At 60.6% G+C, this 14,218-nt stretch carries 13 protein-coding genes; 9 read left to right on the top strand and 4 right to left on the bottom strand.

Features of this window, described 5'->3' with window-relative positions; genetic code table 11:
* Positions 1-56 precede the first annotated feature (56 nt).
* From cobU to AU074_RS10910, 7 genes are all read left to right on the top strand, one after another.
* A complete protein-coding gene (gene cobU / locus AU074_RS10940; RefSeq protein WP_076014823.1) occupies positions 57-578 on the top strand; it encodes a bifunctional adenosylcobinamide kinase/adenosylcobinamide-phosphate guanylyltransferase in 522 nt (173 codons plus the stop codon).
* On the top strand, positions 575-1,630 hold the full coding sequence (cobT, locus tag AU074_RS10935; protein WP_076014740.1) for a nicotinate-nucleotide--dimethylbenzimidazole phosphoribosyltransferase: 1,056 nt from the start codon (positions 575-577) through the stop codon (positions 1,628-1,630). The genes cobU and cobT overlap by 4 nt, the downstream gene beginning before the upstream one ends.
* Positions 1,627-2,202: an alpha-ribazole phosphatase family protein gene (gene cobC, locus AU074_RS10930; protein ID WP_076014739.1), complete on the top strand. Its 576-nt coding sequence runs from the start codon at positions 1,627-1,629 to the stop codon at positions 2,200-2,202. The genes cobT and cobC overlap by 4 nt, the downstream gene beginning before the upstream one ends.
* A gap of 2 nt (positions 2,203-2,204) precedes the next feature.
* Positions 2,205-2,933: an adenosylcobinamide-GDP ribazoletransferase gene (locus AU074_RS10925; RefSeq protein WP_076014738.1), complete on the top strand. Its 729-nt coding sequence runs from the start codon at positions 2,205-2,207 to the stop codon at positions 2,931-2,933.
* A gap of 42 nt (positions 2,934-2,975) precedes the next feature.
* Positions 2,976-3,380, top strand: a complete 405-nt coding sequence (locus AU074_RS10920; protein WP_076014737.1) for a MarR family winged helix-turn-helix transcriptional regulator — start codon at positions 2,976-2,978, stop codon at positions 3,378-3,380.
* A gap of 62 nt (positions 3,381-3,442) precedes the next feature.
* The gene (locus tag AU074_RS10915) at positions 3,443-4,642 is read left to right on the top strand and encodes an MFS transporter (RefSeq protein WP_167663419.1); all 1,200 of its coding nucleotides are present in this window, start codon (positions 3,443-3,445) and stop codon (positions 4,640-4,642) included.
* 150 nt (positions 4,643-4,792) lie between these two features.
* Complete coding sequence (locus tag AU074_RS10910; RefSeq protein WP_076014735.1) at positions 4,793-5,344, top strand: glutathione peroxidase; 552 nt, start codon at positions 4,793-4,795, stop codon at positions 5,342-5,344.
* 65 nt (positions 5,345-5,409) lie between these two features.
* Here AU074_RS10910 and AU074_RS10905 read toward each other — a convergent pair whose 3' ends face one another.
* The 3 genes from AU074_RS10905 to AU074_RS10895 all read right to left on the bottom strand — a co-directional run bounded on the left by AU074_RS10905 (position 5,410) and on the right by AU074_RS10895 (position 7,818).
* Positions 5,410-6,699, bottom strand: coding sequence for an OmpP1/FadL family transporter (locus tag AU074_RS10905; RefSeq protein WP_076014734.1), 1,290 nt, complete (start codon positions 6,697-6,699; stop codon positions 5,410-5,412).
* Positions 6,700-6,845: 146 nt separating this feature from the next.
* Positions 6,846-7,328 (bottom strand): hypothetical protein, encoded by a 483-nt coding sequence (locus AU074_RS10900; RefSeq protein ID WP_076014733.1) that lies wholly within the window; start codon positions 7,326-7,328, stop codon positions 6,846-6,848.
* A 265-nt stretch (positions 7,329-7,593) separates the two neighbouring features.
* Positions 7,594-7,818: a hypothetical protein gene (locus tag AU074_RS10895; protein WP_003214941.1), complete on the bottom strand. Its 225-nt coding sequence runs from the start codon at positions 7,816-7,818 to the stop codon at positions 7,594-7,596.
* An 845-nt stretch (positions 7,819-8,663) separates the two neighbouring features.
* On the opposite strand from AU074_RS10895, the gene AU074_RS10885 reads away from it, so the two are divergent.
* Positions 8,664-8,987: a hypothetical protein gene (locus tag AU074_RS10885; RefSeq protein ID WP_076014732.1), complete on the top strand. Its 324-nt coding sequence runs from the start codon at positions 8,664-8,666 to the stop codon at positions 8,985-8,987.
* Positions 8,988-9,162: 175 nt separating this feature from the next.
* Entirely contained in the window at positions 9,163-10,527 is a 1,365-nt protein-coding gene (gene rmuC / locus AU074_RS10880) for a DNA recombination protein RmuC (protein WP_173860372.1), read from the top strand.
* Between the two features lie 102 nt (positions 10,528-10,629).
* Here rmuC and AU074_RS10875 read toward each other — a convergent pair whose 3' ends face one another.
* Positions 10,630-14,100 carry a PAS domain-containing hybrid sensor histidine kinase/response regulator gene (locus AU074_RS10875; RefSeq protein WP_076014730.1) on the bottom strand — a complete coding sequence of 1,157 codons (3,471 nt, stop codon included), beginning with the start codon at positions 14,098-14,100 and terminating at the stop codon, positions 10,630-10,632.
* Between the last annotated feature and the right edge of the window lie 118 nt (positions 14,101-14,218).

Genomic DNA, 14,218 nt, shown 5'->3' with positions numbered 1-14,218 from the left:
ATATCAGCCGTTACCTAAATAACGGATATACACACAGTCAAAAACAGGCACAACCCATGCTCCAGTTGATCCTCGGCGGCGCCCGCTCCGGCAAAAGCCGCCTGGCTGAAAAACTCGCCACCGACAGCGGCCTAAGCGTCACCTACATAGCGACGAGCCAACCCCTGGACGGCGAAATGAACGCACGCATCGCCCACCACCGCGAGCGCCGCCCGGCCGAATGGGGCCTGATCGAGGAGCCCATCGAACTGGCCCGTGTCCTCAAGGAAAACGCCAGCCCGAACCGTTGCCTGCTGGTCGATTGCCTGACCTTATGGCTCACCAACCTGCTGATGCTCGAAGACCCCGACCGTCTCAACGACGAGCGCGAGGCCCTGCTACAAACCCTGGCCACCCTCCCAGGAGAAATCATTTTTGTCAGCAACGAGACCGGACTGGGTGTCGTGCCGCTGGGCGAATTGACTCGCCGCTATGTCGATGAAGCCGGATGGCTGCATCAAGCCTTGGCCGAACGTTGTCAGCGCGTTGTCCTGACCGTCGCCGGCCTGCCCCTGACTTTAAAAGGTACTGCGTTATGACCGACACCTGGTGGCTCAACCCCTGCAAAGCAATCGACACCCAAGCCCACGAACAAGCCCTGGCCCGTCAGCAGCAACTGACCAAGCCAGCCGGCTCTCTCGGCCAACTGGAAGCCGTGGCAGTCCAACTGGCCGGCCTCCAGGGCCAGGTCAAACCCAGCGTCGACCACCTGTGGATCGCCATCTTCGCCGGCGACCACGGCGTAGTCGCCGAAGGTGTCTCCGCCTTCCCACAGGAAGTCACCGGCCAGATGCTCCACAACTTCGTCACCGGCGGCGCCGCCATCAGCGTACTTGCGCGCCAACTGGACGCGAAACTGGAGGTAGTCGACCTCGGCACCATCACCCCAACCTTGAGCCTGCCCGGCGTACGCCACCTCAACATCGGCGCCGGCACCGCCAACTTCGTCAACGGCCCGGCCATGACCGAAGCCCAGGGCCGACTGGCCCTGCAAGCCGGCCGCGACAGCGTGCATCGCGCCACCGCGAGTGGCGCGCAACTGTTTATCGGCGGCGAAATGGGCATCGGCAACACCACCGCCGCCAGCGCCCTGGCCTGTGCACTGTTGGACTGCCAGGTCAGCGACCTGACCGGCCCCGGTACCGGCCTGAACGCCCAGGGCGTCAGCCACAAAGTCGCCGTCATCCAACGCGCCCTGGCACTGCACGCAGGCGACCGTGACGACGCACTGAAAACCCTGTTCAACCTCGGCGGCTTTGAAATTGCCGCGCTGGTCGGCGCCTACCTGGCCTGCGCTCAAGAAGGTGTCGTGGTGCTGGTGGACGGTTTTATCTGCACGGTCGCGGCGCTGGTCGCCACGCGCCTGAGTCCCGGCTGCCGCGAATGGCTGCTGTTCGGCCATCGCGGTGCCGAGCCTGGCCATCGGCACGTGCTGCAAAGCCTTAATGCCGAGCCGCTGCTGGAACTCGGCCTGCGTCTGGGCGAAGGCAGCGGCGCCGCGCTGGCCGTGCCGTTGCTGCGCCTGGCCTGCGCGCTGCACGGGCAGATGGCAACCTTCGCCGAAGCGGCCGTGGCGGACCGTCCGGCATGACGTTGCACCTGGACCTGCTGCGCCATGGCGAAACCGAACTGGGCGGCGGCTTGCGCGGCAGCTTGGACGATGCGCTCACCGCCAAGGGCTGGGAGCAGATGCGTGCGGCGGTGGTGGAGCAGGGCCCGTGGGATCGACTGGTCAGCTCGCCGCTGCAACGTTGCGCACGGTTTGCTGATGAGCTGGGCGCGCGCCTGAACCTGCCGGTCACCCTGGAAAAAGATCTACAGGAGCTGCACTTCGGCGCCTGGGAAGGGCAGAGCGCCGCAGCCTTGATGGAAACCGATGCCGAAGCGCTGGGTCTGTTCTGGGCTGACCCCTACAGTTTTACACCGCCGCAGGGCGAGCCTGTTTCGCAGTTCTCCGCGCGCGTACTGGGTGCTGTCGCTCGCTTGTATCAAGCTTATGACGGCCAGCGAGTGCTGCTGATCAGCCACGGTGGAGTCATGCGTTTGCTATTGGCCCAGGCGCGTGGTTTGCCTCGTGAGCAACTGCTGAATGTCGAAGTCGGCCACGGTGGTCTGTTCAGCCTGCGGATCGAGGCTGATGGCGTATTAAGGGAAGGAATCTGAGCATGTTGCCGTTCTGGATCGCCTTGCAGTTTCTCAGCAGCCTGCCGATTCGCTTGCCGGGTATGCCGCAGCCGCAGGAGTTGGGGCGGTCATTGCTGTTTTATCCGCTGGTGGGGCTGTTGTTCGGGCTGCTGCTTTGGGGCTTGAACGCCGTATTGATGGGCGCGCCATTGCTGCTGCACGCCGCGTTGTTGTTGACCGCGTGGGTGTTGCTCAGCGGCGGCCTGCACCTGGACGGTCTGGCCGACAGCGCTGACGCCTGGCTCGGTGGCTTCGGCGACCGCGAGCGCACCCTGACCATCATGAAAGACCCGCGCAGCGGGCCGATTGCGGTGGTCACTCTGGGCCTGGTGCTGCTGCTCAAGTTCACCGCGCTGGTGGCGTTGATCGAGCAGCACAACGGCGCGGCGCTGATCCTCGCACCGTTGATAGGCCGCGCTTCGATGTTGGCGCTGTTTCTCACCACGCGCTATGTGCGTGCCGGTGGGTTAGGGCAGGCCTTGGCGGACCATTTGCCACGCATCGTCGGCCAACAGGTGCTGATCCTCAGCGGTCTGGCGTGTATCCTGATCGGCGGTTTCAGCGGCGGGATTGCCGTGTTGCTGGCGGCCGTTTGCTTTATCGGCTTGCGCCAACTGATGGTCAATCGCCTCGGTGGCACCACCGGCGACACCGCAGGCGCGCTGTTGGAGTTGCTGGAAGTGGCTGTGTTGGTCGGTCTGGCGCTGTAACAGTTTCTTGCATTTCATTAATTCCGGGTATATACACGCTCTATGCTTGCTTCCCAATGTTTATGCACCAACCTGCGTCGCGCCGCTCGTGGCGTCAGCAGGCATTACGACGGCGCTCTCGATGGCTTCGGGATCAACGTTGCCCAGTATTCTTTGCTGTGTAACTTGCAGCGCCTGGATCAACCGAGTATTTCCAGCCTGGCCGACGCCATGGGCCTGGATCGCAGCACGCTGGGGCGTAACCTGCGGGTGCTGGAGGGCGAGGGTTTGGTGCAAATGGTGGAGGGCGATGACCTGCGTAACCGACTGGTGTTGTTGACCGAGTCGGGCAATGAACGGCTTGCCGCGGCATTGCCGGCCTGGGAAGCGGCGCAGCAGAAATTGATTGATAAGTTGGGCGCCGAAAAGCGCGAAACCCTGTTGGCCTTGCTGGACGAACTCGCTTGACGCGAGTTTGTTCGATGACAAGCGGGTATATACCCGCGACCGGAGAATAAGAAATGACCTCGATGTGGCGCACCAGCGGCTGGATTCTTGTAGGGAGTGCGCTGATCCTCGCGTTGTCCTTGGGCGTGCGGCATGGCTTTGGCCTGTTCCTGGCGCCCATGAGTGCCGAGTTCGGCTGGGGCCGTGAAACCTTTGCCTTTGCCATCGCCTTGCAAAACCTGATCTGGGGCCTCGCACAGCCGTTTACCGGCGCTTTGGCCGACCGCTTCGGTGCTGCCAAGGTGGTGATGATCGGTGGTGTGCTGTATGCCCTGGGCCTGGTGTTCATGGGCTTGTCGGATTCAGCGTGGTCGCTGTCCCTGAGTGCCGGGTTGCTGATCGGCATTGGCCTGTCGGGCACCTCGTTCTCGGTGATCCTTGGCGTGGTAGGGCGCGCCGTGGCGCCGGAAAAACGCAGCATGGCCATGGGCATCGCCAGCGCTGCCGGCTCCTTTGGCCAGTTCGCCATGTTGCCAGGCACCCTCGGTTTGATCGGCTGGCTCGGCTGGTCCGCCGCGTTGCTGGTGCTGGGTGTGATGGTGGCGCTGATCGTGCCGTTGGTGACCATGCTCAAGGACCGGCCGCTGCCAACAGTAGCGGGTCAACAGACCCTGCGTGAGGCCTTGAGCGAAGCCTGCTCCCATTCAGGATTCTGGCTGTTGGCGTTCGGTTTTTTTGTCTGCGGTTTCCAGGTGGTGTTTATCGGCGTGCACTTGCCGTCGTACCTGGTGGACCAGCACTTGCCGGCTTCGGTAGGCACTACGGTACTGGCATTGATCGGCCTGTTTAATATCTTCGGCACGTATACGGCGGGATGGCTCGGCGGGCGTATGTCCAAGCCACGCTTGTTGACCGGTTTGTACCTGCTGCGAGCGGTGGTGATAGTGATCTTCCTGTGGGCGCCGGTGACGCAAACCAGCGCCTACCTGTTTGGCATGGCCATGGGCTTCTTGTGGCTGTCCACGGTGCCGCTGACCAACGGCACGGTCGCGACGTTGTTCGGTGTCAGAAACCTTTCCATGCTCGGTGGGATCGTGTTCCTGTTCCACCAACTGGGGTCGTTCCTCGGCGGGTGGTTGGGCGGGGTGGTCTATGATCGAACCGGCAGTTACGATTTGATCTGGCAGGTGGCAATCGTCCTGAGCCTGGTGGCAGCGGCCTTGAACTGGCCGGTGCGCGAGCGCCCGGTGGCACGTTTACAGGCGCAAATGGGGGTGGCATGAATTCGACCTGGCATTGGCTCGGCGCCGCAGGGGCTGCAATCTTGCTGCTCCTGGCGTGGTGGGGCTGGCAACAGGGTGGCCTGGCATTGATGCAGTTGGGCATGGCGATCTGTTAAGTTCTGTGTCTGAGACTTTTCAAGGACACCTGACATGCAGATGCGCTGGCTTGCAGTACCCGCTCTGATGGTGGCTTTTGGCGGTGTCGCCATGGCTGCCGATTGCCCGCCGTTGCTTGAAGGCCAGTTGCCCAAGCTGCGCGCCAAGGAATCCATCGACCTGTGCCAGCGCTTCGCCGGCAAGCCGCTGGTGATCGTCAACACCGCCAGCTTCTGCGGGTTTGCGCCGCAGTTCAAAGGGCTAGAAGCCTTGTACCAGCGCTACAAGGGCCAGGGACTGGAAGTGATCGGCGTGCCGTCCGATGACTTCAAGCAGGAAGCCAAGACCGGGGAGGAAACCGCCAAGGTGTGCTACGTGAACTACGGCGTGACCTTCACCATGACCGAGCCACAGAAGGTCAAGGGCACGGACGCGGTCCATCTGTTCAAGATCCTGGCGCAGCAGGCCAGCGCGCCGAAATGGAATTTCTACAAGTACGTAGTGGATCGCCAAGGCAAGGTGATCGCCAGCTTCTCCAGCCTGACCAAGCCGGATAGCCCGGATCTGATCAAGGCAGTGGAAGAGGCGCTGGCTTCAAAACCCTGATCGTCGCCCAGTGAAAAGCCCCGCCTCTTTTGCAAGAGAGCGGGGCTTTTTTATGTCGCGCTACATCAGAACTTGTACGTCACACCCAGGCCGAAACCGTTGGCGCTGTTTTCGTACTTGGCGTTGTAGGACTGGCCCAGTGCGTTAGCGCGTGCAACTTTGACAGGTTCTTCCTTGAGGTAGGAGTAAGCCAGGTCGACGGTCATGTTCGGCATTACGTCGTAGCCCAGGCCGAGACTGAAGATCGTCCGATCACCGGTAGGGATGCGAGGCGAGCGATCAGTGTTGTTGGTCGGCGACTGGTCAAACGTCAGGCCGGTACGCAGTACCACCTGCTTGGTCACGCGGTACGAAGTACCCAAGGCGTAGGCCCAGGTATCGTGCCAGTTCTGGTCTTCCTTGATGGTGCCGACAATTTGCGGAGCCAGAGCGCCACTGCCTGCGGCGGCCGATACGCCTTCGTTATTGACGGTGATGTCTTTCAGGCGGCTCCAGCGAGTCCATGTTGCGCCCGCGTAGAGTTTCCAGGCGTCGCTCAGGTCTTGAGTAACAGACAGATCCCAGGATTCAGGGGTGTCGATCTTCAACGAAGCGTCGTAACGACCGTTGTTCAAGAGACTGGCAGGAACGTTGGCCCCCTTGGTCACTTCGGTATGGCCTTCGAGCTTGTACTTCACTTTCGAGTGATAGGTCAGGCCCACTCGAGTGGTGTCAGTGGCTTGTACCAGCAGGCCGGCATTGAAGCCGAGTGCGGTGTCATCACCCTTGATCTTGATGTTGTTGGAACCGGTCCCCGCGATTGGCAGGTTGATATCGGACTCAAGCGTACCGGCGATACGGTTGATAGTCGGACCAAAACCAATCGATACCCGGTCGTTGAAGGCATAGCTGACGGTTGGCTGGAAGGTGATGACCTTCACTTCGCTCTTACTGCCGAAGGCTTTGCCCTGGAAGCCGCTTTCGTAGTCAGTCACCAGGCCAAAGGGTGCATAGACGCCGAAACCGACAGCCCATTGCTCATTGAGTTTATTGGTGTAGAAACCGAAAGGAACGGCAGTGAACGGGACCATGTCGCCTTTGTTGCTACCGCTGGAGCGGCCACTGACATCTTTGATGTTGGTGGAGGCATCGATCGCAGCAACACCACCAGTCACTTGCTGGCCTTCAAGGCGAGCCATACCGGCAGGGTTACCATAAACGGTGCTTGCGTTTTCGGCAGATGAAGAACGTCCCGCAAAACCGGTACCCATCCCGGCAACGTCTTGTTCGTTGAGGGCAAAGCCGCTCGCGAACACGTGGGAGGATGCCATTGCAACGGCGAGGCTAAGTGTCGTCTTGAGCATTACTTTTTTCATTATTAGAACTCCGTGGTGATCACCGCTGCGGAAAGTAACAATAAATTTATGTTTGCGCTATAGGCTGAAACATAGGAGATAGAGCGGTTTTGTAGGACAATCCGACCAAAATCAACGTTTTTAGCCGAATCTTGCAAATCGCCCGGTCAACAGGCGACGTGATTCATGGTTGAAACACAGGTTTGCCAGGCCTGGGTGAAATCCCGAAGCCGACCCTGAGGGTGAAATATTTCTTTCCAGATACGCGCCATCGCCAATACATCGTCGGCTGGCGGCAGGGAAGGGCGGTGCTGTTCCACCAGCAGCCAGGCGATGGCGGTGGCGTAACGCAGGTTGACCGTCAGCTCAAGCTGCGGCCCGCTGAGGAAGGCATGCTGGCTGGCGAGGCCGCGAACCAGGCTGGCGCGCTCGGGGTCCAGCGCCAGGTAGTTATCCCACAACGCACGGTGGCGCGGTTCGGTGATGCTGTAGAGGCCATGGCCGCGGCGGTCGTGCAGGGCTGATCCGAGTGCCGACTGGCTGGCGGCGATGCCCAGCAGCAGGGATTCAGCAGTCGGGTTATCACGACCCAGGTAAAGCAGGGTGGGCCGGATCACATAACGACACAATTCGCTGGCGGCGATGCCCATAAAAGCCTCAATCCATGAAATTGGTCGGCGATACCTGAGAGGGGGCTTGGCAGCAGTGAATCGGATCTCAGGCTCGCCGGAAGCGGATCATGCCGCTTGAGTTGAAGTGTAGTGTCATATTTACGACGTAAAGGACTGTTTTTAAAATATTTTTATCATTTAGTTATATCGTTTATATCAATTTAAACTTAGCGCGCCTGAATTTCAGGCAATAAAAAACCCCGGGTTTTAACCGGGGTTTTTGTGTTTCAGCGATCCGGGTCGATCAGGCAACCAGTGCCTGACGAGTACGATCGATCACAGCCTGCAGCGGTTCTGCGCTGGAGTATTGATCGGGGTACAGGCGTTCGCTGTGACGAGCGATGCCGTGTTCGTTGACCAGGGTAAAGCTGAAGCAGCCTTTGCGAGCGGCCATGATCAGGCAGTTCATTGGTGCAAAAGCGTTGGTGAGGGTGCGAATGGCATCCTGAGTGTGGATTTGAGTGGACATATTATTGGTGTTCCTACAAATGACACGGTTAAGAACCGTGCAACGTTAAAACGTTCCAGTGACGTTGATCACTATTGATCGAACGAAGAACCCGACTGGAACAAAGCAGCCAGTTTGAAGCGCTATTAAGTTGGCGCGCTTGGGCTGGCAGGTAGGTACTTAGGAGGGCAGGCAACACAACAGGGGCAAAGGTTCTGGGCCCAGGGTGAAGATCCTGATCAATTTGCAGGTTGGTTCTTTCAGAGTATTGAGACTTCGCGACACCCTTTGCTTGTTCAAAGGCTGTGTCGTCGCAAGTGATACCTGGAAACCATCGAGGTGGTCGATCCCTTTTTGTCGGCGGTGCCGTGAGGGAGTTGTTCGACCAGAATTGACTTTCAGCTTGGTACTAACGCCGCGGATAGTAACGGATTGAAACGATGAAAGGAAGTGTGCTAGGTAAAAAACTTTTCTGGCTGTGGTGCGTCGGTAACATTCATCAGCCGCCGTCTGACAAAAAAACGCGGTTGATATAACCGCCAGATGAGTAGTTGTGCACATTGGTTGCGCCCTGTGTCACCGTCCTGACATAAACCCATCAGCGCCCCCGGGTGCCTGCAACTAAAATTTAAGTCAATGAAAAATAGAGCTTTTTTTTATTGGTGAAAAAATCGTCAGTTTGACTGCGGCCCCCATTCCATGGGCCTTTGCGGGAGTTACAGAACGGTTGTCCACTGAGTTATCCACAGCTTCTGTGGATTGTCCCAAGCGCTTGCTCTAGGACGGGCGTGCAGGGTTTTTTCAGCTTTACCTGTACGAAAAAAAGAGTAGAGTGGCGCGCCTTCCGTTCTGTCCCACAGTGCTTTATGAAGTTTCGCTCAGTATCACCTTCTGTTACCGACAGCCCTCAGGTTGTTACCGCACCCAAGCGTTTTTCCCTGAAAGTTGCCTTGTGGCTGCTCGACAGCCCGCGCCTGGGCCACAGCTCCAACGTCAAGCATTTCGCCGGGCATTTGCTCAAGCAACCGGCTCGGGCTGGCGTGGTGGTAGCGCAAAGCCGCCTGGGCCAGTTGATGTGCCGCGAGTGCGGCAACGCCCGGGACCGCCGCATCGGCCACGACCTGCTGCGCCAGGCCGCCCGCGCCGGCGACCGCATCGCCCAGCGTGAACTGGGCCAGATCGAAGACTGAGCTGTCCTCAATGCGCAGGCTTGGTTAACCTTCTTCTTTTCGGGTGACGGCAGGAATCGCTATGGCTTTTGACTGGACCAGTGTTGCGCTGGGTCTCGCCGGTGCTGGATTGCCGCTGTTGGGGCTGTGCTGGCAGATTCAGCGAAAACTGACGGCGCGAATGGCCGGCTGGGAATTGCTCGAAGAGCGCCTGGCCACCGCACAAATGGCCCAGGAAGGGCTCGCCGCGCAGCTGGACGCCAGCCGCGACGAAATCAGCGACCTCAGCCAGGCCAATGCCGCCAAACAGGCCGACCTGGCCGCGGTGCGCCGCGAAGTCGAACTGCTGCAGATTGACCGCGACAACGCCCGCGACGCCGCCCACGCCTGGAACCTCGACCGTTCCGCCAAGGAAACCGAACTGCGCCGCCTGGACGCTTTGTCCGCGTCCCTGCGTGCCGAACTGCGCGAGCAACAGGAAAGCCATCAGCAACGCCTCAGCGATCTGCAAGGCTCCCGCGACGAGCTGCGCGCGCAGTTCGCTGAACTCGCCGGCAAGATCTTTGACGAGCGCGAACAGCGCTTTGCCGAAACCAGCCAGCAGCGCCTCGGCCAATTGCTCGACCCGCTCAAGGAGCGCATCCAGTCGTTCGAAAAACGCGTCGAAGAAAGCTACCAGAGCGAAGCCCGTGAGCGGTTTTCCCTGGCCAAGGAACTGGAGCGCCTGCAACAGCTGAACCTGCGACTGTCCGATGAAGCCACCAACCTGACCCGCGCCCTTAAGGGTCAGAAAACCCAGGGCAACTGGGGTGAGTTGATCCTGGAGCGAGTGCTGGAACATGCAGGCCTGGAGAAGGGCCGTGAGTACCAGACCCAGGTCAACCTCAAGGGCCCGGACGGCGAGCGCTTCCAGCCCGACGTGTTGATCATGTTGCCGGGTGACAAGCAGATAGTGGTGGACTCCAAGGTCAGCCTGACCGCCTATCAACAGTACGTTTCCGAGGATGACCAGGCGATCGGCCAGGTGGCCCTCAAGCAACACGTACTGTCGTTGCGCAATCACGTCAAAGGCCTGGCCGGCAAGGACTACAAACGTCTCGAAGGCCTGCACAGCCTGGATTTCGTGCTGCTGTTCGTGCCCATCGAAGCCGCATTTTCGGCTGCACTCCAAGCCGAGCCGAACCTGTTCCAGGAAGCCTTCGACCGCAATATCGTGATCGTCAGTCCGACCACACTGCTGGCCACCTTGCGGGTGATCGACAGCCTGTGGAAACAGGAACGGCAAAGCCAGAACGCCCGGGAAATCGCCGAGCGTGCCGGTTGGCTGTACGACAAGTTCGTGCTGTTTATCCAGGACCTGGACGAGGTAGGCAACCGCCTGCAGCAGTTGGACAAAGCCTACAGCGCAGCACGCAACAAGCTGACCGATGGGCGCGGCAACCTGGTGAGCCGTACCGAGCAACTGAAGCTGCTCGGCGCCCGCGCCAGCAAAAGCCTGCCGGCCGACCTGCTGGAACGCGCGATGACCGATGAAGACGGCGTGGCGCAGTTGCCAGAATAGTCACCGGTCTCTGTAGGAGCTGGCTTGCCTGCGATGCAGACACCTCGGTCCTCCAGATACACCGAGGCGATGCCATCGCAGGCAAGCCAGCTTCCACAGGGGCTAAAGCGGCAGGTGCCGGCTTAACAAGGCCCGCAATGCCGCCGGCTTCACCGGCTTGGCCAGGTAGTCCAACCCTGCCGCATGCACCTGGGCCACCATCTCCGGCCGTCCATCGGCACTGATCACCACACCCGGAATCGGCTCCGCCAGTTGTGCACGCAGCCAGCCCATCAATTCGGTGCCGGTTTCGCCGTTGTCCAGGTGGTAATCCACCAGGGCCAGTTGCGGGCGCACACCCTCGGCCAGCAGCGCGGCACATTGTGCCTGGTCACGCGCGGTCCAGACCTCGCAGCCCCAGCGCGTGAGCAGACTGCGCATGCCGATCAGGATGCTTTCTTCGTTATCCACACACAGCACCTGCGCGCCACTCAACGGCTGGCCGCTTTCCTGCGCTGGCTTGGCAGGCGCGCTGACCTGGCTGCGCGCCAACGGCACGCGCACACTGAACACGCTGCCTTTGCCCGGCCATGAGCGCACACTCAAGCGATGCCCCAGCACGCGGCACAAGCCGTCGGCAATCGCCAGGCCCAGACCGAGGCCTTTCTCGGCACGGGTCTGGTGACTGTCCAGGCGTTTGAATTCCTCAAAAATGACTTTTTGCTTGTCCTGGGGAATGCCGGGACCACGGTCCCACACCTCAAGGCACAGTTCGCCACGCCGGCGCCGGACACCCAGCAACACCGGCCCGTCGGCATACCGGAACGCGTTGGTCAGGAAATTCTGCAACACTCGCCGCAACAACTTGATGTCGCTATCGACCCGCAAACGGCTGCCCCGCAGGCGGAAGCGCAAACCCTGTTCCTGGGCCAGCGCCTTGAACTCGGCGCCCAACGTATCGAACAGTTCATTGAGCACGAAGGGCTGGCGCTGCGGATTGATCTTGCCGTTTTCCAGGCGTGAAATATCCAGCAAGTCGCTGATCAGGTCTTCCGCCGAACGCAGTGAACTGTCCAGATGCTGCACCAGCTGCCGGGCGTCCGGCGACATGCCGTCGTTCTGGTGGGAGAGGGCGGCAGAGAACAGCCTTGCGGCGTTCAACGGCTGCATCAAGTCGTGACTGACCGCCGCGAGGAACCGGGTTTTCGACTGGCTGGCCGTCTCGGCGACACCCTTGGCATCGGTCAGGGCAACGTTGAGTTGCGACAGTTCGTGAGTACGCTCGGTCACCCGCTGCTCGAGGCCTTCGTTGGCCTCGGTCAACGCCTGCTCGGCTTCGCGGAACGCGGTGATGTCGGTGAAACTCATGACAAACCCGCCGCCCGGCATCGGGTTGCCGATCAGCTCGATCACCCGGCCATTGGGAAACAGCCGTTCGGAGGTATGCGCGCGGCCCTGGCGCATCCAGTGCAGGCGGCGCGCCACGTGCACTTCGGCCTCGCCCGGGCCGCACAGCCCGCGCTCGGCGTTGTAGCGAATGATGTCGGCAATCGGCCGGCCCACGCTGATCAGCCCCTCGGGGTAATTGAACAGCTCCAGGTACCGCCGGTTCCACGCCACCAGCCGCAACGACTGGTCCACCACGCTGATGCCCTGGGTGATGTTCTCGATGGCGCCTTGCAGCAATGCCCGGTTGAACTGCAGTACTTCTGACGCTTCGTCGGCGATGCGTACTACGTCCTCCAGCTGCATCTCCCGGCCTTCAATGGCGGCTTTCACCACCGCCCGGGTCGACGAAGCGCCGAGCACACCGGCCAGCAGGCGCTCGGTGTGGGCGATCCAATCGTTGTCGGCGTTCTGGTTAGGGTTAAAGCCTTTGCCCTGGCGATAGGCGAAGCGCACAAAACTCTGGTGAGCCCTTTCTTCACCGACAAACCGCGCCGCGAGGCTGAGCAAATCATTGATCTGCACCGAAAGCATCGAGCGGGCGCTGGCCCGCTGGCTGGTTTCCTGGCCGATAAAACGCCCGGCCTGCCAATGCTCCGACACCCGCGTACGCGACAGCATCGAGACCCACACAAACAGTGTGAAGTTACCCGCCAGGGAAAACACGGTGCCCAGCGTCAGGGACGTCACCGACAAGCCCAGCGGGTGCGAATGCAGCCATGTCATGCCTGGGAAAAGGCTGAACGACCAGCCGAGACTTTTCGCCGTGACCGGTAGGACCAAGGTGTAGAACCACAGGAACGTACCCGCCGCCAGCCCGGCAAATACTCCGCGCCGGTTGGCCTGTTTCCAATACAGCGCACCGAGCATCGCCGGTGCCAGTTGGGTCACGGCGGCGAACGCAATCTGGCCAATGGTTGCAAGGCTCGCAGAGGATCCCAGCAACCGATAACTGACGTAAGCCAGCAGCAGGATGATGACAATGCTCACCCGGCGCACCGACAGCATCCAGTGACGGAAGACTTCGAACGGCCGCTCGGCGCTGGAACGGCGCAGCAGCCAGGGCAGCAGCATGTCGTTGGAGACCATGGTCGACAGCGCGATGCTCGCGACGATCACCATGCCCGTCGCCGCCGAGGCTCCGCCGATAAACGCCAGTACCGCCAGGGCCGGATGGGCTTCGGCCAATGGCAGGCTGATCACGTAGGAATCCGGCAATACCGAGCCTGGCAGCAGCATTTTCCCGCCGAGGGCAATCGGGATCACAAACAGGGCGGCCAGGATCAGATAGGCCGGGAATACCCACTTGGCCAGGCGCAGGTCCTGGGGGTCGATATTCTCCACCACGGTGACGTGAAACTGCCGGGGCAGGCAGATGATTGCCATCATCGCGACGCCGGTCTGCACCACCATCGAGGGCCAGTTGACGGTCTCTTTCCAGTATTCCTCCAGTCGCGGCGCAAGCATCGCCTGGCTGAACAAATCCTCGAACCCGTCGTACAGCCCGTAGGTCACAAACGCACCGACGGCGAGAAACGCGAACAGCTTGACCAGGGATTCAAAGGCAATCGCCAGCACCATGCCTCGGTGGTGTTCCGTGGCGTCCAGGTTGCGGGTACCAAACACAATGGTGAACAACGCCAGCACCAGCGACACAATCAGCGCCGTGTCCTGGGAGCGGGTGCCGGTGGTGTCAGCGCTGGCCCCGATCAGCAGGTTCACCCCCAGCACGATGCCTTTGAGCTGCAAGGCGATATAAGGCAGGACGCCCACCAGACAGATCAGCGCCACCACCACTGCAAGGGATTGGGATTTGCCATAACGGGCGGCGATAAAGTCGGCGATGGAGGTGATGTTTTCCTGCTTGCTGATCAGCACCATCTTTTGCAGGACCCACGGCGCCAATACCAGCAGCAGTACCGGCCCCAGGTAGATCGGTAAAAACGCCCACAACTGTTCGGCCGCCTGGCCTACGGCACCAAAGAATGTCCAACTGGTGCAATACACCGCCAGCGACAGGCTATACACCCAGGCACGCATCCGCGGCGGCAATGGCGCATGGCGACGGTCACCGTAAAAGGCGATGGCAAACATAATGGCCATATAGGCCAGGGCAACGGCGGCGATCAGCCCGCTGGACAGCGTCATGAGAACTCCAGACATAAGAACGCCCGGGCATTCCCGGCCCGGGCGAACAGTCTCGCATGATGCTTGGCGTTAGTCAGTGTCGACCAAGGTCGGAGCGTGGTGTGATGTCGCAGCGTGG

The organism is Pseudomonas sp. ATCC PTA-122608, assembly GCF_001952855.1.
Taxonomy (GTDB): domain Bacteria; phylum Pseudomonadota; class Gammaproteobacteria; order Pseudomonadales; family Pseudomonadaceae; genus Aquipseudomonas.
The sequence above is the reverse complement of the archived record's forward strand: the minus strand, read 5'-3'. Positions and strand labels throughout refer to the sequence as shown.

Bases quoted from the DNA above. Each gene is read 5' to 3' on its own strand.
- cobU (WP_076014823.1), top strand. From the start codon at position 57: ATGCTCCAGTTGATCCTCGGCGGCGCCCGCTCCGGCAAAAGCCGCCTG.
- cobT (WP_076014740.1), top strand. From the start codon at position 575: ATGACCGACACCTGGTGGCTCAACCCCTGCAAAGCAATCGACACCCAA.
- cobC (WP_076014739.1), top strand. From the start codon at position 1,627: ATGACGTTGCACCTGGACCTGCTGCGCCATGGCGAAACCGAACTGGGC.
- AU074_RS10925 (WP_076014738.1), top strand. From the start codon at position 2,205: ATGTTGCCGTTCTGGATCGCCTTGCAGTTTCTCAGCAGCCTGCCGATT.
- AU074_RS10920 (WP_076014737.1), top strand. From the start codon at position 2,976: ATGCTTGCTTCCCAATGTTTATGCACCAACCTGCGTCGCGCCGCTCGT.
- AU074_RS10915 (WP_167663419.1), top strand. From the start codon at position 3,443: ATGTGGCGCACCAGCGGCTGGATTCTTGTAGGGAGTGCGCTGATCCTC.
- AU074_RS10910 (WP_076014735.1), top strand. From the start codon at position 4,793: ATGCAGATGCGCTGGCTTGCAGTACCCGCTCTGATGGTGGCTTTTGGC.
- AU074_RS10905 (WP_076014734.1), bottom strand. From the start codon at position 6,699: ATGAAAAAAGTAATGCTCAAGACGACACTTAGCCTCGCCGTTGCAATG.
- AU074_RS10900 (WP_076014733.1), bottom strand. From the start codon at position 7,328: ATGGGCATCGCCGCCAGCGAATTGTGTCGTTATGTGATCCGGCCCACC.
- AU074_RS10895 (WP_003214941.1), bottom strand. From the start codon at position 7,818: ATGTCCACTCAAATCCACACTCAGGATGCCATTCGCACCCTCACCAAC.
- AU074_RS10885 (WP_076014732.1), top strand. From the start codon at position 8,664: ATGAAGTTTCGCTCAGTATCACCTTCTGTTACCGACAGCCCTCAGGTT.
- AU074_RS10875 (WP_076014730.1), bottom strand. From the start codon at position 14,100: ATGACGCTGTCCAGCGGGCTGATCGCCGCCGTTGCCCTGGCCTATATG.